Annotated in this window: 15 protein-coding genes and 1 pseudogene; 14 read left to right on the top strand and 2 right to left on the bottom strand. The window is 35.4% G+C overall.

Features of this window, described 5'->3' with window-relative positions; genetic code table 11:
* From AC1DCD_RS03570 to AC1DCD_RS03590, 5 genes are all read left to right on the top strand, one after another.
* On the top strand, window positions 1–705 hold the full coding sequence (locus tag AC1DCD_RS03570) for a tRNA1(Val) (adenine(37)-N6)-methyltransferase (RefSeq protein ID WP_308532902.1): 705 nt from the start codon (window positions 1–3) through the stop codon (window positions 703–705).
* Window positions 706–788: 83 nt separating this feature from the next.
* Window positions 789–3,248 carry an endopeptidase La gene (gene lon, locus AC1DCD_RS03575; RefSeq protein ID WP_464640261.1) on the top strand — a complete coding sequence of 820 codons (2,460 nt, stop codon included), beginning with the start codon at window positions 789–791 and terminating at the stop codon, window positions 3,246–3,248.
* Window positions 3,245–4,372, top strand: a complete 1,128-nt coding sequence (gene tgt, locus AC1DCD_RS03580; RefSeq protein WP_008450233.1) for a tRNA guanosine(34) transglycosylase Tgt — start codon at window positions 3,245–3,247, stop codon at window positions 4,370–4,372. Before lon ends, tgt begins: the two co-directional genes overlap by 4 nt.
* Before the next feature lie 23 nt (window positions 4,373–4,395).
* Window positions 4,396–5,613: an LptF/LptG family permease gene (locus AC1DCD_RS03585; protein ID WP_019036261.1), complete on the top strand. Its 1,218-nt coding sequence runs from the start codon at window positions 4,396–4,398 to the stop codon at window positions 5,611–5,613.
* A 76-nt stretch (window positions 5,614–5,689) separates the two neighbouring features.
* Window positions 5,690–7,393 carry a DEAD/DEAH box helicase gene (locus tag AC1DCD_RS03590; RefSeq protein ID WP_464640258.1) on the top strand — a complete coding sequence of 568 codons (1,704 nt, stop codon included), beginning with the start codon at window positions 5,690–5,692 and terminating at the stop codon, window positions 7,391–7,393.
* A 70-nt stretch (window positions 7,394–7,463) separates the two neighbouring features.
* Here AC1DCD_RS03590 and coaW read toward each other — a convergent pair whose 3' ends face one another.
* Window positions 7,464–8,312 carry a type II pantothenate kinase gene (gene coaW, locus AC1DCD_RS03595; RefSeq protein ID WP_019036263.1) on the bottom strand — a complete coding sequence of 283 codons (849 nt, stop codon included), beginning with the start codon at window positions 8,310–8,312 and terminating at the stop codon, window positions 7,464–7,466.
* A gap of 173 nt (window positions 8,313–8,485) precedes the next feature.
* Here coaW and AC1DCD_RS03600 point away from each other — a divergent pair, with 173 nt between their 5' ends.
* The 9 genes and pseudogenes from AC1DCD_RS03600 to AC1DCD_RS03640 all read left to right on the top strand — a co-directional run bounded on the left by AC1DCD_RS03600 (window position 8,486) and on the right by AC1DCD_RS03640 (window position 19,191).
* Complete coding sequence (locus AC1DCD_RS03600; protein ID WP_464640330.1) at window positions 8,486–8,770, top strand: HU family DNA-binding protein; 285 nt, start codon at window positions 8,486–8,488, stop codon at window positions 8,768–8,770.
* A 293-nt stretch (window positions 8,771–9,063) separates the two neighbouring features.
* On the top strand, window positions 9,064–10,635 hold the full coding sequence (locus AC1DCD_RS03605) for an Rne/Rng family ribonuclease (RefSeq protein WP_008450301.1): 1,572 nt from the start codon (window positions 9,064–9,066) through the stop codon (window positions 10,633–10,635).
* A 162-nt stretch (window positions 10,636–10,797) separates the two neighbouring features.
* Window positions 10,798–10,926 (top strand): annotated as a pseudogene (locus tag AC1DCD_RS03610) (site-specific integrase); the annotation flags it as partial.
* A 117-nt stretch (window positions 10,927–11,043) separates the two neighbouring features.
* On the top strand, window positions 11,044–11,247 hold the full coding sequence (locus tag AC1DCD_RS03615; protein ID WP_036868481.1) for a helix-turn-helix transcriptional regulator: 204 nt from the start codon (window positions 11,044–11,046) through the stop codon (window positions 11,245–11,247).
* Window positions 11,248–11,260: 13 nt separating this feature from the next.
* Window positions 11,261–13,534, top strand: coding sequence for an N-6 DNA methylase (locus AC1DCD_RS03620; protein WP_353586540.1), 2,274 nt, complete (start codon window positions 11,261–11,263; stop codon window positions 13,532–13,534).
* A gap of 5 nt (window positions 13,535–13,539) precedes the next feature.
* Window positions 13,540–14,895, top strand: a complete 1,356-nt coding sequence (locus tag AC1DCD_RS03625) for a restriction endonuclease subunit S (RefSeq protein WP_036868477.1) — start codon at window positions 13,540–13,542, stop codon at window positions 14,893–14,895.
* 2 nt (window positions 14,896–14,897) lie between these two features.
* Window positions 14,898–16,679, top strand: coding sequence for an ATP-dependent nuclease (locus tag AC1DCD_RS03630; RefSeq protein WP_036868475.1), 1,782 nt, complete (start codon window positions 14,898–14,900; stop codon window positions 16,677–16,679).
* Window position 16,680: 1 nt separating this feature from the next.
* Window positions 16,681–17,622 carry an AlbA family DNA-binding domain-containing protein gene (locus AC1DCD_RS03635; protein ID WP_052044482.1) on the top strand — a complete coding sequence of 314 codons (942 nt, stop codon included), beginning with the start codon at window positions 16,681–16,683 and terminating at the stop codon, window positions 17,620–17,622.
* A gap of 24 nt (window positions 17,623–17,646) precedes the next feature.
* Window positions 17,647–19,191, top strand: coding sequence for an RNA-binding domain-containing protein (locus AC1DCD_RS03640; RefSeq protein ID WP_464640253.1), 1,545 nt, complete (start codon window positions 17,647–17,649; stop codon window positions 19,189–19,191).
* Window positions 19,192–19,248: 57 nt separating this feature from the next.
* Here AC1DCD_RS03640 and AC1DCD_RS03645 read toward each other — a convergent pair whose 3' ends face one another.
* Entirely contained in the window at window positions 19,249–19,719 is a 471-nt protein-coding gene (locus tag AC1DCD_RS03645; protein WP_480348967.1) for a hypothetical protein, read from the bottom strand.
* Window positions 19,720–19,779: the final 60 nt, after the last annotated feature.

The following is a 19,779-nucleotide window of genomic DNA, read 5'->3' on the forward strand; positions in this document are numbered from 1 at the left end:
ATGGGGTTTTCTTTTAAGTCTTTTCACATTGAGCAAGACTTCTGTGCCATGAAGGTAGGCACAGATGGTGTGCTTATAGGAGCATGGGGAAAGGGTGGAGAAAACATCTTAGACGTAGGGACAGGTACCGGGCTTATCGCTTTAATGATGGCGCAAAGGTTTCCACATAGCAAAGTAACAGGTATTGATATTGATGAAAACGCTTTAAAAGATGCTGTTCAAAACATCAAAAGCTCTAAGTTTAATGATAGAATACGCATAGAACCTATCTCTTTACAAGATCTTTGCAAAACACAAAGCAACACGTTCGATGCCATTGTATGTAATCCTCCTTTTTTTATTAATTCGCTTAAATCTGTTTCAGAAAGTAGAACAAAAGCCCGCCATACGGTATCTTTATCGTATACAGAATTAATGCATTGCACAAAAAAACTTTTAAAAGAAGATGGAACATTATCAGTTATTATTCCTATGGATAATGTGCCTATCTTAAAAACAGAAGCCATCTTCACTGGCTTTCAGTTAGAAGAACTTGTTAAAATATTCACTACCCCCAAAGCTACACGCGCTAAAAGATGCTTGCTATGCTTTAGGAAAAGTAATAATAATATAGATTGCCAAACCCAAACTGTTATTCTGAATGAAACAGACGGAGAACGTTCCCAATGGTATAAAGAACTTACAACAAATTTCTATATAAAATAGGTTTTACATAAAGGTATATAAAAAATAGCCTTAATCGGTTTTTATTTTGTATCTTTGCACACTAAAATTCGGATAAAAACTTTATGAAACAAAATAGTTCTATTCAAATGTTCACTGATTACGAAGGTGATTTACCAGAATTAGATATAAAAGTAGATGGCGAAGTGCCTGTTTTTATTACTCGTAATTTGGTTATTTTCCCCGGCATACTTTCTCCTGTCCTTGTAGGAAGAAAGCCAACATTAAAGTTAGTAAAATATCTGGAACAACATCCTGATACTATCTTTGCTGTGGTTTGCCAAAAAGATCCAAGTGTAAACGAGCCAAAGCTAAAAGATCTATACCAGACGGGTGTCTATGCTCGTTTTGTACGTGCTTTTGATATGCCTGCTAACTTTGAGAAAGGCACACGTACTGCTATTATTCAGGGATTAGGGCGGTGTAAGCTTAATGACATAAGCACCGAAAAGCCATTTATAAAAGGTTTTACAGAGGCTTTACCTGAAAACACTTCTATAAGCAAGGAAGAAGAAGTGATGTTTAAAGCAGCTGTAAAGGATCTGAAAAATGTTACAAAAGAATATATCCATGGAAATGAAGAGCTGCCCGATGATTCTGCCTTTGCTCTTGAGGGCATTTCTAATCCTATAGCCACGATTAATTATATTGCAACCAACCTACCTCTTTCTACGAAAGAAAAGATAGAGCTTTTAGAAGAACAAATGATGCATAAACGTATGTTTCATTTGATGAAAATATTAAATCGTGAAATTCAATATCAACATCTACAACAAGATATTCGCTCAAAAACAAGAGAGGATCTTGACGAGCAACAACGAGAATATTTCCTTCATCAGCAAATAAAAAATATCAAAGAAGAATTAGGTAATGGTGAAGGTTCGCCAGAGAAAAAGGAATTAGTAAAAAAAGCTAATGGTAAGAAATGGTCAGAACAAATATCTAAATTTTTCACTAAAGAGCTTGATAAGTTAGATACACTTAACCCACAAAGCCCTGATTATAGTGTCCAGATAAACTATCTACAAACAATAGTTTCTCTCCCTTGGGGCGAATTTACCGAAGATGACCTTGACCTTAAGCGTGCAAAGCGCATATTAGATAAAGATCACTACGGTATGGAGAAGGTGAAGGAACGCATCTTAGAGTATATTGCAGTATTACGTTTGCGAGGTAACTTAAAATCGCCTATCTTGTGCTTATATGGTCCTCCTGGAGTAGGTAAAACAAGTCTGGGAAAGAGCGTAGCAAATGCTTTAAAACGTAAATATGTACGTATCTCTTTAGGTGGTGTACATGATGAATCTGAGATTCGTGGACATCGTAAGACCTATATAGGTGCAATGCCTGGACGTATTATAAAAAGTCTGCAAAAATCGGGCTCTTCAAATCCTGTATTTATTTTAGACGAGATAGATAAAGTAACTCAAAACACTTTAAATGGTGATCCTTCTTCAGCCTTGTTAGAAGTACTTGATCCTGAACAGAATAATGCTTTCCACGACAATTATCTTGATTTAGATTACGATTTGTCGAAAGTACTGTTTATAGCTACTGCTAATGATCTGAATACTATACCAAGGCCATTGCTTGACAGAATGGAGATTATAAACGTATCAGGGTATATTACAGAGGAGAAAGTAGAAATAGCTAAACGCCATTTAATCCCCAAAGAGCTTAATAATACCGGGCTTGACAAGTTAAATGTTCAGCCTAAATTCTCTAAAGCTATACTTGAAAAGATAATAGAAGATTATACCCGTGAAAGCGGTGTTCGCCAATTAGAAAAGCAGATAAATAAGATTTTACGTAAAATAGCATATAAGCAAGCAATAGACGATAATGCTCAGTATGATAAGATCACCTTACCAAAAATAGAAGAACTTATAGGTAAAGCCCCTTTCTCCCGCGACATTTATCAGGGAAACGAATATGCTGGTGTAGTAACAGGGTTAGCATGGACAAGTGTTGGAGGTGAGATATTATTTGTAGAGACTTCATTATCTAAAGGAAAGGCAGGGAAACTGACCATTACAGGTAATCTCGGAGATGTAATGAAAGAATCTGCCATCATAGCATTAGAATATGTAAAAGCCCATATAGACAAATTAGGTGTAGACTATAAAATACTGGAACAATGGAACATACATATACATGTCCCTGAAGGTGCTACCCCTAAAGATGGTCCATCGGCTGGTATTACTATTGCAACAAGTATTGCTTCTGCTCTTACTCAACGTAAGGTGCGTAAAAACACGGCTATGACGGGAGAAATTACCCTTCGTGGAAAAGTTCTCCCAGTGGGTGGTATTAAGGAAAAGATATTAGCTGCAAAGCGAGCAGGGATAACAGATATTGTAATGTGTTCCCTAAATAAAAAAGATATAGATGAAATAAATGAAATTTATAGGAAAGGAGTAACTTTTCATTATGTAGAGACTGTTCAACAAGTATGGGACTTTGCCCTTAGCACAGAATTGGTTAGCGATCCTGTTAATTTCACAATAGAAGAAGAAAAGAAATGAAATTCGAGCTTCAACATACCGATCCTGCAAGTGATGCAAGGACAGGGATTATAACAACTGATCATGGTGAGATAAAAACTCCTATATTTATGCCTGTTGGTACTGTAGGGTCTGTGAAAGGTGTTCATTTTGAAGAATTAAGAAAGCAAGTAAAGGCACAAATTATTTTAGGTAATACTTATCATCTATATCTTCGACCTGGTCTTGAAATATTAAAAGCTGCGGGAGGATTACATAAGTTTAACGGCTGGGAACGCCCTATACTCACCGACTCTGGTGGCTTTCAGGTGTTTTCTTTAACAGGTATTAGAAAATTATCAGAAGAGGGGTGCGAGTTTAGAAGTCATATAGATGGCTCTAAACATATATTCACCCCTGAAAGTGTTATGAACACAGAGCGCGTAATAGGTGCAGACATAATAATGGCTTTTGACGAATGTCCTCCAGGGAAAAGCTCATACGAATACGCAAAGAAGAGTTTAGGGCTTACGCAACGCTGGTTAGATCGCTGCATTAAGCAGTTAGAAAAAACATCTCCTCTTTATGGATATAACCAAAGTCTGTTCCCTATTGTTCAAGGCTGTACGTATAAGGACTTACGTAGTGAAGCGGCAAAGTTTGTAGCTGATAAGGGTGCTGACGGAAATGCTATAGGCGGCTTGGCTGTAGGAGAGCCTACGGAAGTGATGTATGAAATGATAGAAGTAGTAAACAATATTCTCCCTAAAGACAAACCTCGTTACTTAATGGGTGTAGGTACTCCACAAAACATATTGGAAGCTATTGAGCGTGGTGTTGATATGTTCGATTGTGTAATGCCTACACGCAATGGACGTAATTCTATGCTTTTTACTTATAACGGCACAATGAATATGAGGAATAAGAAATGGGAGGCAGATTTCTCTCCTATAGACATAGATGGTTGTGATATTGATATAATTACGACAAAAGCTTACCTTCATCATTTATTTAAGGCTGGCGAATTATTAGCTATGCAAATAGCAAGTATTCATAATCTTGCTTTTTACCTTCGCCTTGTCAGTGATGCTCGCAAACATATAGAAAAAGGCGATTTCACAATGTGGAAATCATCTGTTATAGAACAGTTAGGCAGAAGAATATAGAAAGATTTTGTATCTTGATAATCATGCAAAAGATAAAGAATCTAATAAAAGTAATAAAGAATTTCTTACAAGTCCTTAGAAAGGGACTTTTACATGGGCTCCCATTTCTAAATAAGATTTGGTCTTACCTTAGGCATTGCCTACCTTCCCATTGGATAGGAAGGCTTGACTGGTATATCATTAAAAAGTTTATCGGTACCTATCTTTTTGCCATTCTCTTGATTATATCTATATCTATTGTGTTCGACTTTAATGAAAATCTTTCAAAGTTTACACAATATCATGCCCCATGGAGAGCTATAATCTTCGATTACTATGCCAATTTCATTCCTTATTATTCCAATTTATTCTCACCTTTATTTGTTTTTATAGCTGTAATTTTTTTCACGTCCAAACTTGCGAGCAACTCTGAAATAATAGCTATGTTGGCAGCAGGTGTATCATTTAAGCGTTTAATGCGTCCTTATATGATCTCGTGTATAGTCATTTCTGTACTTACGTTTTATTTAAATAGTTTTGTTATTCCACATGGAACAGTGATTAGACAAAACTTTGAGTCGCTCTATCGTAACAACAAGAAGAACACTTCTGCCGAAAATGTTCAATTAAAGGTTGCTAAAAACACTGTAGCATATATTCAATATTTTGACGACCACTATAAGCGTGGCTATGGCTTTTCTTTAGCTAAATTTGAAAATAAAAAGCTTGTTAGCCACATGACAGCCATGGAAATACAATATGATACAGTTGCAGACACAAAATATCATTGGAAAGTAAGCAATTACAAAATCAGGCAGCTTAAAGGATTAAAAGAACATATTACAACAGGAGATGAAAAAGACACCATTCTTTTAATGGAACCTACCGATTTAGTCTATTCTAAAGGACAACAAGAAACTTTTACTTCTCCAGAGTTACTTAACTATATATCAAAGCAAAATAGTAGAGGATTAAGTAATGTGGTGCAATATGAAGTAGAGTTTCATAAACGCATAGCAATGTCTTTTTCTGCTTTTATACTTACTATAATAGGTTTGTCGTTATCTGCACGAAAGCGTAAAGGTGGTATGGGATTATATCTTGGCATAGGGTTAGGATTGAGTTTTAGTTATATTTTATTGCAAACTGTTTCTGCTACATTTGCTATTAAAGCCAATACTCCTCCTATATTAGCAGCATGGATACCTAATTTTATATTTGTTTTTATAGCATATTTTTGCTATAAACATGCACCAAACTAAGGTCTTAAGACTTATAAAAATTATTAAGAAAATACTTATTACCAAAAGAAATGGTAGTAAACAACAAAAAGAAAATATGTATTTTGATGAATTAGATTTAAATGACGATGTACTTGATGCATTATATGATATGCACTTTGACAAGTGTACCCCTGTTCAAGAAAAATGTATCCCTCTAATATTAAAAGGTAAGGACATTCTTGCTGTAGCTCAAACAGGTACGGGTAAAACAGCAGCTTACCTCCTTCCTATACTTTCTAAGCTGGCAAAAGGCAACTATGCTGATGATGCTATAAATTGTGTCATAATGTCGCCAACACGCGAATTAGCACAACAGATAGACCAAGCCATACAAGGCTTTTCTTATTACCTCAATGGCATTTCTTGTGTAGCTGTATATGGTGGTAATGATGGCAATAGATATGATCAAGAGATTAAAAGCCTTAGCATGGGAGCTAATATCGTTATTGCAACACCAGGCCGACTTATTTCGCATATCTCTTTAGGCAATGTCGACTTATCTAAAGTTAGCTTTTTCGTTTTAGACGAAGCTGATCGTATGCTTGATATGGGTTTTTCAGAAGATATTAAGATGATAGCTAATAATTTGCCTAAAAGCTGTCAGACGATTATGTTTTCTGCAACAATGCCTAATAAGATAGAAAGTCTTGCTAAGAGCTTATTAAAAAATGCTGAAATTATTAAGCTTGCAGTGAGTAAGCCTGCCGAAAAGATACAGCAGTCTGCTTACATTTGCTATGAAACTCAGAAGATTGGAATAATAAAAGAAATTTTTAAATCTGGCAATTTAAAACGTGTAATTATCTTTTCTGGTTCCAAACAAAAGGTTAAGAAAATAACAGCTTCACTAAATAAACAGAATATCAAATGCGGGGAAATGCATTCAGACTTAGATCAAGCACAACGCGATGATGTGATGTTCAAATTTAAGAGCAGCCAAATAGATGTTCTGGTTGCAACAGATATTGTTGCAAGAGGCATTGACATAGATGATATTGCAATGGTTATAAATTATGACGTGCCACATGATGTAGAAGATTATGTTCATCGCATAGGGCGTACAGCAAGAGCTGACCGTGATGGCAACGCTATTACTTTTGTTAGTGAAGAAGATATATATTATTTCCGGCATATAGAGTCTTTCTTAAAAAAGACAATAGATAAAAAGCCTCTACCAGAATCTTTAGGTGAGGGTCCAAAATATAATTTTAATAGTAAAGCTGTTAGAAGCAAACAAGCTAAAAGTCATAAGAACAATAATAAAATAAAGAACAATAATAAAGAAAAGAAAAACAATAATTGCCACACAAAACAACAGAAAGACAATCAGTTGTTAGATGTTAAAAAAAATGACAGAAGCAACACACCAACAATTAATTCTAAGATAAACAAAAAGCAAGAAGAAAACAAAGGCGAGGTTGTTAATATCGATAAAGGTCAAAACAGTAAGCATACTTATAATAACAACAATAAAACTAAACAAAAAAAATATTCAAAAGATAATAAAAAAGAGCAGAACATTACAGGCAACGATAACCAATCAGGCAATAAAGGAAAAACAAAAGTTGCAAGTAATAATACGAAGCCAAAGAGAAAGCGTTCACAAAAACTCTCTAATCAAGAAAAACAGAATATCAAAAGAAGTACTAAGTATGATATTCGCGAAGATATTTCAAGAAAATATACTTCAAAAGAAAAAGGGATAAAAGCTTTACTAAAAAAACCTTTGAAGTGGTTAAAAGGGTTGAGTAAAAAATAAAATTTATGCAATGTAGCAGACTATAATAAAAAAAGCTACATTGCATGAAATATAATAGTATTTATAAATATTAAAGAACTCTACTCTTATCATTTTCATCTATCATAGTAGCCTGCAAAGCAACTCCTATGGTAGTACAAAATTCAGAATATTTCGGTATTATAAAATGTACATTATAAATTTGCTCCATTAAAGAAAAAATATGTTCACACTGTGGGAGCAAAGTAAGATTGCCTATTAAAACAAAGTCTTGAATATCGGTATTAAGTGCACTAAGGATTGACGCCGAGCCTATAGATTGCAATACCATACAAATAAGCCCTAAAGCAATATCTTCTCTGCTTGCTGTACCTTGAGCATTTGCAAACAAAGAAGCAGTAGCGTCCATAGGCAAACCCGGCAAAGGCTTTGATGAAATATCTTTTATTTGAAGATTAATATGAGAGATATCTCCTTTTCGTGCCAAAGAAACTATTTCATGAAAATCATCAGTTTTTAATAATAAACGTGATAATCCGCTTAAAGTTCCACCACCTATGCCAATACCACCAATATGATTAATCTTATTATTATCACATTTTACAAGAGATGTACCTGTACCCATCGATACCACTATCATCTTTTGCAATTTCGATTCATATTGTGCGCCTAACCCATCTGCAAGAAATTCGTCTGCCTTATAAGTAGGTAACCCATATACTGGCTTATTAATATAGGCAGCACCTACCCCTGTAAGTAACACTTTATCTATATCTGACAGACCTATTTTGTTGTCATATAGATACTTCCCAAATGCTCCATACAATGATGTTACAGGGTCAGTAGCCTTAATACGCATAGGCTTTACTACCTTACCTTCTCGTAGCCCTACAATCTTTGTGGTAGAAATACCCACATCTATACCTATTGATATTTTCATAAAACTTAATGTAATATAAGGAAACAAAGTTACAAAAATCAGAAGAATAACTAAGTAAAGTAGACTTAAAAACTAAAAAACAACTAAAAACATTTCCTTATTTCTCTGAAAATGAATACCTTTGCAGTCCGTAATATATTAAGATAAATAAGGAACAAATTATAAAAAATAAAATTAAAATGACTAAAGCAGATATTATTAATGAGATTGCCACAGGAACAGGTATCTCAAAAAAAGATGTTTCAGCCGTTGTAGAGTCTTTCATGGAGGCTATTAAAGATAGCCTTTTAGACAAGAAAGAAAATGTATATCTACGTGGTTTTGGTAGCTTCATAGTAAAGCATCGTGCAGAAAAGACTGCCCGTAATATTTCAAAAAACACTACGCTTACTATTCCTGCACATGATTTTCCCAGCTTTAAGCCTGCTAAGACTTTTATAGAGGATATGAAGAAATAATATAATAAATAACAATTTAAAAATTTAAAATTATGCCAAACGGAAAAAAGAAAAAAGGACATAAGATGGCTACGCATAAGCGTAAAAAAAGATTAAGAAAGAATAGACATAAGAGCAAGTAATCCCCTAATAAGGCTGAAAGCACTTAAGTATTTAAAGACTTTCAAAATGGAAATGGGGCATGTCTTCGCGTATAACCTTTTTTTAAAGATGCGATGACAAGTCCTGTTTTTTTTTAATTATTCATACTCTTCAAAAAAAATAGTAGAGTATAATTACTTAAAGTAAGGATAATGACAAGCGAAATTATTATTGATGTCCAAGAAAAAGAGATTTCTATAGCACTACTTGAGGATAAACGGCTGGTAGAATATCAGCGTGAACCAAGAGAAGCTAATTTCTCTGTTGGCAACATCTATATGGCAAAGGTTAAAAAACTAATGCCAGGACTTAATGCCTGCTTTGTTAATGTAGGCTATGAACGCGATGCCTTTCTCCATTACTTAGACCTAGGAAGTCAGTTTAATTCTTATGCTAAATATCTTAAACAGGTACAGAGCGATCGTAAACGCCTTTATCCTATACAGAAGGCCATTATACTGCCAGATATAGAAAAAGATGGTACAGTAAAAGGGGTAGTGCAAGTAGGGCAAGAAGTATTAGTGCAGGTTGTCAAAGAGCCTATATCTACAAAAGGTCCCCGCCTGACAGGAGAGATTTCTTTTGCAGGCCGTTACATTGTATTACTTCCTTTCGGAAACAAAATAAGTGTCTCTTCAAAAATAAAAAGTGGTGAAGAGAGAGCTCGCTTAAAACAACTAATTCGTAGTATCACTCCCAAAAATTTTAGTGTTATAGTACGTACGGTTGCAGAGGGGAAACGCGTTGCAGAACTGGACGCAGAAATGCAAATATTGCTAAAACGTTGGAATGATGTTATCACCAAAGTGCAAAAGACTCAAGAACGTCCACAACTTGTCTACGAAGAAACTGGTAGAGCAGTTGCAATGATACGTGATCTTTTCAATCCAACTTATGAAAATATTTATGTAAACGATAAAGATATTTGCACAGCTGTCCGCCACTATGTTTCTATGATAGCTCCAGAAAAAGCAAGCATAGTAAAGCAATACACAGGAAAGTTACCTATTTTTGATAATTTTGATATCACAAGACAAATAAAATCTAGTTTTGGTAAAACTATTAATTATGGACATGGGTGCTATATTATTATAGAACATACTGAAGCTATGCATGTTGTTGATGTAAATAGTGGTAATAGAGCTAAAGAAAAAGGTCAAGAGCAAAACGCTCTTGATGCTAATCTTGGAGCAGCAGATGAGCTTGCACGTCAGCTTCGTTTACGCGATATGGGTGGAATTATTGTTGTAGACTTTATTGATATGCATCTTGCCGAAGACAGACAGATGCTGTATGAACGAATGAGCAAGAATATGCAACAAGACCGGGCTCGCCATAATATATTACCATTAAGTAAGTTTGGCTTAATGCAAATTACACGTCAACGCGTTCGTCCTGCTATGGACGTAGATGTAGATGAAACGTGTCCAACATGTTTTGGTACAGGTAAGGTACGAGCAAGTATCCTGTTTACAGATCAATTAGAGCATAAGATTGACAGATTAGTTAATAAGTTTGGGGTGAAGAAATTTTATCTACATGTTCATCCTTATGTAGCTGCTTATATTAATAAGGGCTTTATCTCTTTAAAGCGAAAATGGCAACTAAAATACGGAATAGGAGTTCATGTTATTCCTTCACAAAAATTAGCTTACCTACAATATGAGTTTTATGGTGAAGATAAGCAATTTATAGATATGAAGGAGGAAACAGATAAAAAATAAAATACTAAAGTAAGAGGGTATGCCAATATTGACATACCCTCTTACTTTCTTATAGCTTACAACATATAAATCCCTTTTATTAAATCTACGCTCAACAAAAAACAAATATTACCACTGCTACTAAGAGGAATACGAAGCAAAACTCAAAACCATGACTGTACCAACGACGGAACGAATACCGTTGCAAGTTTTTTATGGCATAGCGGATTGAAACATACCGAGAAATATACTCGGGCGGTGGACAAACTGAAAAGTGAGGCGATAAATAGTTTGCCAGAATTGAACATTTAAGATGCAAAATGAATTGAAAAACATTTTTTTGATTCAACAAGACTGTTTTTTGCTTAAAAAAAGCATGTGCTTTAAGAAATAATGAATAACTTTATGGCGTTATCAAATTACATAAGCATGGAACGGAAGAAAATCAATCGCCTAAAGGTGGTACTTGCCGAAAAAGGTATGACAAATAAACAACTGGCAGAAATCCTTGACAAAGACCCTGCGGTTATATCCAAGTGGGTAACGAATGTTGCCCAGCCCAATGTCGAAATGTTCATTCAGTTGGCAAAGATATTGGGAGTGAGAGTTGATGATTTGTTGTGGACAGAATAAAGAAAAACTATATATGGAAATACAAATAAAAGACAATAAAATATATGCTCCTTTAAAAGACAAATGGCTCGTACTGAAGCCAGAGGAGGAGGTTAGGCAGACATACATTAAACGGTTGGTGGATAGTTATGGCTATACTATTAGCCAAATGGACCAAGAAATACAAGTTTCCAATTCTCAGCGTGGGCAAGGAGCTGCACGTGCTGATATTGTGGTTTGGAGAAGTAAAGAGGACAAAGATGCAAATAAGTACCCTTTGATAGTTGTGGAGTGTAAAGCAGAGTCTGTAACAATACACAAAGAAGATTATTATCAAGGGATGAACTATGCTTCATGGGCACATGCTGATTTCTTTGTAACTACCAACTTAAAAGAAACTCGTATATTTAAGGTTGTAAAAGGACAAATACCAGACAAATTGGATGAAATTGTAGATATTCCTAATGCAGATCAAGCTGGTAACCAAAAGGAAGTAGAGAAGCTGTTAAAGCAAACTAAAGCTTTTACACGTGATGAGTTTTCAAAACTATTGTTCAAATGTCATAATATCATCCGAAACAATGACAAGCTCTCACCAGAAGCAGCTTTTGATGAGATTAGCAAAATTCTTTTTATAAAAATACGTTATGAGCGTGAAAACGATGAGGGACAAATTTTTTCAAAAGAAAGATTTGTTGCAAACAGAAAGGCGTATGAGAAATTAAATAAGGAAATGGGAGTAACAAATGCTATTCCTTTCTATCAGAATCTGTTTGAAAAGACAAAACAGCAATTTGCCAACGACCATCTCTTTGATGATAATGCTAAAATAGAAATACGAGAAAATAGTTTTGAACAGATTGTTAAGGAATTGGAGATTTACAATCTCTCTACTACTTCTGACGATGTGAAGGGTATTGCTTTTGAAAAATTCCTTGGCAAAACGTTTAGAGGAGAGTTGGGGCAGTTCTTCACTCCAAGAACGGTGGTGGATTTTATGGTGTCTATACTTGACCCGCAAGAGGGTGAGCTGGTTTGTGATCCTTGTTGTGGAAGTGGTGGGTTCTTAATTAAAACTTTTGAGTATGTTCGAGAAAAGATAGAAAAGGATATTGAACTACAAAAAGACAACTTTAAAGCGGAACGCTATGGTGATGATTACGACAAGCTACCAGAGAAAAAGAAGCAAAAAATAGAAAAAGAAGTTGCACAAAAGTTTTCTTCTTTAAATCAAGAACTGAATATCAATAATGAAAAAGGGCGATTGCGCTCATTGTCATTTGACTGTATCTACGGAACGGATGCCAATCCTCGAATGGCACGTACTGCCAAGATGAATATGATAATGCATGGCGATGGTCACGGTGGTGTACATCATCATGATGGATTGCTGAATGTGAATGGTATTTTTGAGAATCGTTTTGACATTATTCTTACTAATCCTCCTTTTGGAGCAAGAGTAGAGAAAGACTTAAAAATATCAGAGGCAGACAGGTTCACTGATGAAGCTAAAATAGAAGCATATGTCAATCAGTATGGGAAGGCATATAAGCAAGCACTGCGTCAGGTAAATGATCATATAGGTAAATCACTGTTGAGCCTTTACAATATTGATAGTAGCCTTACGGAAGTGTTATTTATTGAACGTTGTCTAAACCTTCTAAAACCAGGTGGTAGAATGGGTATAGTATTGCCCGAAGGCGTGCTGAATAACACCAACTTACAAAAAGCTCGTGATTTTGTAGAGGGTAAAGCAAAGATATTGCTGATTGTTTCCATTCCTCAAGATGTATTCATTGCATCAGGAGCAACTGTAAAACCTAGTCTGTTGTTCTTTAAGAAGTTTACTGAAGACGAGGCTGCGACTTACTCTCAAATACAGAGTGAAGCTCAGATAACAGTTACTTCAAAATATCAGGAAGAGATAGATGAACTTCAAGAGAAGCTGAAGTTAAGAGGGAATGAAGCACCCTCAAAAGAAGAAAGGAAAGATTATCGAGCAAAACTAAAAGCTCTGCAAGAAAAAATCGAGATGGAGGTAAAAGCAGTAGTTAAAGAAAAGTTCGACTATGAAATCCCTATAGCGGAGATACAAAAAGCTGGTATCAGCACTACGGGTGCAGAGATTGAAAACGATCTTATTCCTTTGGCAAAGGAATATACACCTTATCGTATTGAAAACAATTTATGGGGAGTCCCGATAAAGAAAATTGGGTACAAGACAGATGACGAAGGATATACTTTTCGTTATAGGATGACAGACGGTATTGTCTCCGAGCCAGAACCATTTTATGATGCAAAGAAATAAAGTGTATGCATAGTAAAAATTATAACTACATTAAAACAGTTGACTATAAGCACCTCTCACTATGGGATGTAAAGCGATATGTGGAAGAGAATATATCGTTTGACAACTCCATCAAACTAAGCGAGGTCCTACAACCATATCATGTTCCCATCTCAAAGCAAGAAATGATTGCCAATGACTGGCAGATCATCTCAAAAATAAGTTTTGCAGGCAATTTGTTTCTAAGGGATAAGAATGACAATGTATCTTTCAAGGGTAATCTGAATAAAGTAGATGCAGACTCATTGATTTACTCTAAAATAAATATAAAGCATGGGTGCATATATTATCATTCCAAAGGTGCTATCCCATTCGGAGTAAGTTCTGAATACCCCGTTTACAAGATTGATTCAACAAGAGTTATAGGCGAGTTTCTCGTTATGGTTATTAGAAGCAATTTCTTTAAGGACATTCTGAATAAGAAGGTTACAGGCATTTCGAAGGCAAGGCTTAAACCAAATGAATTCCTTGATACGGAAATACCATTACCATCCCTTAAAAGACAAGAAGAGATGGTCTCTGCATATAAGTCAAAGTTGGAAGAAGCAAAAGCCTTGGAGTTGAATGCTCAACAAACTCAGCAAAGGATGAATTCTAATTTGCTGGAAATGTTGGGTATTGATAAAAGAGAAGATGGAGAAGATAACGTAGCTGATAATAATCATTATTTGAAACTTGTAAAATACAGCAAAATTTCAGTATGGGGGACTAGTTTAATTCGAAACAACCAGCATCAGAAAGATGGGAAATATCCTGTCATGAAAATAAAAGACCTTTGTCAATTGGGAAGCGGTGGGACACCTTCTCGGTCATGCTCGCAATACTACAAAGGTACTATCCCTTGGATAAAAACAGGGGAAGTATTAAATGAAGAGATATTTGACACAGAAGAGCATATAACAGAAGAAGCTATTGCAAATAGCTCAGCTAAACTATATCCCAAGGGTTCTTTGATAATTGCGATGTACGGGCAAGGAGAAACAAGAGGCAGGACGGCTAAAATGGGTGTTGATGCCGCGACTAACCAAGCATGTGCTGTACTATACAATATTAACAACAACATTGTTAGTACAGATTATCTTTGGTATTATTTGCAAGGATGCTATGATGATTTACGCTCTTTAGCTACTGGTAATAATCAACCGAATCTCAATGCAGGTAAAATTAAAAATTATGATATCGCGATACCTTCTATAGACATACAAAATAAAATAGCTACATATATCATGGAGCAGAAAGTGTTCATAAAGGAACTTAGGAACAAGATCCAAGATATGAAGGAGGAAGCTACAAAACAATTTGAAAACGAAATATTTAAATAAGTATGGCAAGTAATTTCTTAAAACTAATATCCTTGTCAATAAAAGGGTATAAAAATATCAAAGCTTTACAGATAGACTTTGAAGCAAAAAAGGGCATTTCTGTTCTAATCGGTAAGAACGGATGTGGAAAAAGTCATGTACTTGAGGCTTTTTCATCAATCTTTGCTGGTTTGTATAATAAAAAATTGTATGAGCCTTCTTTTAATTATGTAATAAAGTATGAGATTGCGGCCAAAAAAGTAGAGATACAGAAAGAAAAAAAGTATAGCTTTAAGGTTGATGATAAGTTTCTTGCGCAAACAAAATTCTTTAATGACGTTTCTCTTCTTCCAAAGAATGTGATCGCATGCTATAGTGGTGATAATTTACGCTTATGGAATGACTGCTATTGGCCATATTATAACGATTATATATCTACAATTAAGAATGCCGATAGTATTCCAGAATTACCAATGCTCTATATTAATCGGTATAACCTAACAATTTCTCTGTTATTATTATTTTTTCACGATTTTGAAGTCTTTACTGACGTAAAAGAATTTTGTAATAACACCTTAAATATACAGAGTATATCTAATGTGAAATTTACGTTTAATCTAAAGAAAATACGTGAATGGAAGGAAAATTTAGTCATACAAATGGTAAAGGCTCTTTGTAATATAGATAGCATATCAGAACTTTCAACGGGCACAATAGAGCTTACTACTATTCAACTTAGAGAACGGTTGGAATACATGGAACAAAGAGAATTTTTCAAAATCATGTATGCCGCTACAATGCCTAAAGAGGATAAAATTATAACCGATATATCATTCGATATTCTTTTAAACAATGGAGCTACAATCTCTTTGGAAGATTTAAGTGAGGGTGAACAGAAAAACTTGCTGATGTTTGTGATACTCGAAACTATTGCAGATGAAAATTCTTTGCTTCTATTTGATGAACCAGATTCTCATATTCATATAAGTAGGAAAGCTCAATTGAAAGAACTTTTTGAAAAATATCCTAACAGAGAGAATGTTATGACTACGCACTCCCCCACATTGGCTGTGAAATTTGAAGGACATATCGAAGGATTAGGTATAGACACAGAAGGGTATACTGTTAGTATTGATAATGAAAAAGCAAAACTTGTAACCTCTATTACAGATAACATGTGGAATGTCCATGAGCAGAATATGTTTTTAGCTTCAAACAAACAAATGACCTTATTGGTAGAAGGGAAAACTGACAAAACACATATAGAAGAAGCTTTTAAGCATCTCAAAGGAAACTTCCCATTACTTGATTTCGATGTTTATTCTATGAACAGTAGTGAGCATATTCGAGAGGTATTAATAGGTCTATCATGTTCGGAAATAGTATGGGGAAAACAATTTATTGGTATCTTTGACAATGATGATGCTGGGCAACAAGCCATAAAGAGTGGATTTGAAAAGGAAGCTAATAATGACAAAATTAAGCATGTAAAATACAAAGACGGTACACCTTCAAAGTCTTTCTATGCTTTTTTATTACCAAAACAAAAAGGATATAATGATAAAGGCTTTACGATAGAAAATTGCTATGATGCGTCTAAATACGAGGAGGCGTTCAGTTCCGCTTTAGAAGAAAAAAAAGGACATTTTATAGGATTATCCATTGACACCATATCAGAAAACCTAAGGAATAAATCTAAAACAATCTTAGCAGAGAAAGCCAAGACCTTTAATGACGAAGACTTTGAAGGCTTTAAACCTATATTTAGTTTATTAGACGAAATTAGATCTCTTAAAGAAATATAATATGGATTTTTATAATCTTGAAAATTATACGATAGACGACATCGAGTATCTCATAGCTAGTGAGATTGAGGAGAATATACATCTCGACTATAAGGCAGCTGGTGCTTTAGATAAAGATGATAAAAAACGTACAGAGATAACCAAAGACGTTTCTGCTTTTGCTAATTCAGATGGGGGAATTATCGTTTATGGTCTTTCTGAAAAAGACAATAGACCGCAAAGTCTAAGCCCAGTAGATGGACGAATATACACAAAAGAGTGGTTAGAGAATGTGATACAGCTTATTCAGCCAAAGATTGAAGAATTAAAAATATTTCCCGTCAGAATTAACAATTTAGACCAATCTATATATGTTGTTAAAATACCAAGGAGTGGTGCAGCACCACATATGGCAAGAGATAAGAGATATTATAAACGCTTTAACTTCAAATCTGAGCCGATGGAAGATTATGAAGTAAAAGATGTATATAACAGAGTTTCTGTTCCACAATTAGAAATATTGGGATGTTTCCTATCTAAAAAAGAGAAAAATGCAGATGAAGTCGAGTACATTCTTGGGGCAACTATTGGGAATTGGGGCAACAAGGAGTGCACTACTTACAAGTTGAATTTCTATATTAATCATGCCCATTATTGCCACAACATATCGTATTCACCCTTAGAAGTTAAGAACTCTTATACATGGATTGAAAGAGAACGTCTAAAATTAGGTTCACCATCACAAGAAGTAATTTTCCCCAACGAGCAATTAGATATAGGACATTTTAGGGTTTCTGTAAAAAAGGAGAATGAAAACATTTTCTTAGAAGGTCTAGTAATAGATATGATTCTTTTTTACCCAGGTGGTCATCAAGATATAGCATATATACCATCTAAAAATGAATATGTAGAAGGACGTGATAAAATAGAAAAATTGTTAGAGAAAATTAATTCTGAAAAGTAAGAATTTCTAAATAGCTTAAATAAAATGTCTATAGAAGAAGTACAGAAGCATAAAGAAGACCAAACTTTTGACTGCAAGAGTATTCAAATTGATCCCAAAACATTGGCAATTACCATCGTGGCATTTGCGAATGCCGATGGTGGAACGATTGCTATTGGTGTGTCTGATAAGACGAGGAAGATAGAGGGCGTGGATCAACATACAGAGAAGCTGAATGAGTTGCTGCGTGTTCCTTTGGATTTCTGTAATCCTTCTGTGCCTATTACCAGCGACCTACTGCCCTGTACTGATAAGGATGGGAATGATAATCACATCTTGTTAATGTACATCCCTGCAAGTTCTGAGTTGCATGCTAACCAAGTAGATGAAGCCTATATGCGTGTTGGCGATAAGAGCAGAAAGTTGACTTTTGAAGAACGTATACAATTAATGTATGACAAAGGAGAACGCTACTATGAAGATACGGCTGTGTATGGTGCTACGGTAGATGATATTGATATGGCTGCTGTCGAAAGATATAAAGAATTGATAGGTTATGCCAAGTCGGCAAAGCAATATCTACAAGAGAATAATCGCTTCTTGACGACAAATGCAAAGGGAGAAGAGCAGGTAAGCGTAGCTTGTATTCTACTGTTTGGCAAGTATCCTCAGAAGTTCTTCCCTCGTGGGCGCACTCGTTTCATCCGTTATAAGGGAACAGAGGAGCGAGTGGGGGCAGAAATGAATGTGATTAAGGACGTAACTTTTGAAGGAACGATACTTGATCAGGTGAAAGCCACGATAGCTTATCTTGAAACCCAAGTAGAAGAACACACTTTTCTTGGACAGCATGGACAGTTCGTAACCAATAGGGATTACCCAAAGTTTGTGATTCAAGAGATGGTTGTCAATGCTTGTTGCCATCGTGCCTACAATATCAAGGGTACGGAAATCCAAATTAAGATGTTTGACAATCGACTTGTATTCGAGTCGCCCGGTAGGTTACCCGGAATGGTCAAGCCCTCTAACATCCGTCATACGCATTTCTCACGCAATCCGAAAATTGCTCAATTCTTAAAAGCATACGACTATGTAAAAGAGTTTGGAGAGGGTGTGGATCGTGTATGCAGGGAATTGGAAGCTAATGGTACACCACATCTATCTTTCCATCTTGATGATTTTATTTTGAAAATTACAGTGCCAAAGGTTAAGTCAGTACAAGAGAAATCTGTGAAAGGGAATGAGGATAACGTTACTGATAACCACTTAAAGGTATCTGAAAAGGTGACTGATAGTCTGTTAAAGGTATCTGACAGGGTGTCTGATATGCAAACCAAGGTGACTGATAGGCGAAAAGAAATAATAGAAAAAGTAGTAGAAAAGGCATTAGAAAATGGTGATAAATTAACATCAAATCGTATTACCATATTGCAATTAATGGCTGAAAATCCTTATATTACCAAGATAGAACTTGCTGCTGCCGTAGGAATCAGTGCCACCTCTATCATGCGTAATATCGAATATATGCGTAATAAGTACCTCCGTCGTATTGGACCAGATAATGGCGGATTTTGGGAAATTATAGAATAGACAATATAACAAGCCCAACCAAATTTATGATTGGCTGGGCTTGTACGTTCTAATATCTTACATTCTCCTTCCTCTCGAAGTCCTCTGCGCTCGTTCAAGAGCTTCTCTCTGTTTCCTGTCAAGATACCATTGATTACGCCTGTTCCGTATCATATCATCGATGGATACGTCATTGATAAACAACTCACGGTAGCCTTGCTTCACCTTTCGGGAAGAGAATATGGCAGAATCGAGCTCAAACGGGACTTTCTCACCCATTGGCGTGAACTTACCTGAACATACCACTCTTTTGTCATTCAATAACTGTCTGACGATCTCATCGCTGATTCGATAAGTATGTGAACACCTATTGGCAAAAGCCACATTCATACAAGTATCAGGATACCATTTCTCAATATCCCGCTTGAACTGCTCCAAATCCTTTTCTGCTGATTCCACGTTTTCTCTCTCCGTTTCAATCACAGCTTCACGTTCACGGATGGTATTCTTAAGCGTAGTGATTACTGCGTTTTTCGACCTATAGCTCATTTTGCAGGATAGAATCCTCCTTAACTACCGATATACACTGGTGTTCTCAGCAATTCAAAC

It is taken from the genome of Prevotella sp. C0209C1 (assembly GCF_056583855.1).

Bases quoted from the DNA above. Each gene is read 5' to 3' on its own strand.
- AC1DCD_RS03635 (WP_052044482.1), top strand. From the start codon at position 16,681: ATGGATTTTTATAATCTTGAAAATTATACGATAGACGACATCGAGTAT.
- AC1DCD_RS03605 (WP_008450301.1), top strand. From the start codon at position 9,064: ATGACAAGCGAAATTATTATTGATGTCCAAGAAAAAGAGATTTCTATA.
- coaW (WP_019036263.1), bottom strand. From the start codon at position 8,312: ATGAAAATATCAATAGGTATAGATGTGGGTATTTCTACCACAAAGATT.
- AC1DCD_RS03630 (WP_036868475.1), top strand. From the start codon at position 14,898: ATGGCAAGTAATTTCTTAAAACTAATATCCTTGTCAATAAAAGGGTAT.
- lon (WP_464640261.1), top strand. From the start codon at position 789: ATGAAACAAAATAGTTCTATTCAAATGTTCACTGATTACGAAGGTGAT.
- AC1DCD_RS03625 (WP_036868477.1), top strand. From the start codon at position 13,540: ATGCATAGTAAAAATTATAACTACATTAAAACAGTTGACTATAAGCAC.
- AC1DCD_RS03585 (WP_019036261.1), top strand. From the start codon at position 4,396: ATGCAAAAGATAAAGAATCTAATAAAAGTAATAAAGAATTTCTTACAA.
- AC1DCD_RS03645 (WP_480348967.1), bottom strand. From the start codon at position 19,719: ATGAGCTATAGGTCGAAAAACGCAGTAATCACTACGCTTAAGAATACC.
- tgt (WP_008450233.1), top strand. From the start codon at position 3,245: ATGAAATTCGAGCTTCAACATACCGATCCTGCAAGTGATGCAAGGACA.
- AC1DCD_RS03640 (WP_464640253.1), top strand. From the start codon at position 17,647: ATGTCTATAGAAGAAGTACAGAAGCATAAAGAAGACCAAACTTTTGAC.
- AC1DCD_RS03620 (WP_353586540.1), top strand. From the start codon at position 11,261: ATGGAAATACAAATAAAAGACAATAAAATATATGCTCCTTTAAAAGAC.
- AC1DCD_RS03615 (WP_036868481.1), top strand. From the start codon at position 11,044: ATGGAACGGAAGAAAATCAATCGCCTAAAGGTGGTACTTGCCGAAAAA.
- AC1DCD_RS03590 (WP_464640258.1), top strand. From the start codon at position 5,690: ATGTATTTTGATGAATTAGATTTAAATGACGATGTACTTGATGCATTA.
- AC1DCD_RS03570 (WP_308532902.1), top strand. From the start codon at position 1: ATGGGGTTTTCTTTTAAGTCTTTTCACATTGAGCAAGACTTCTGTGCC.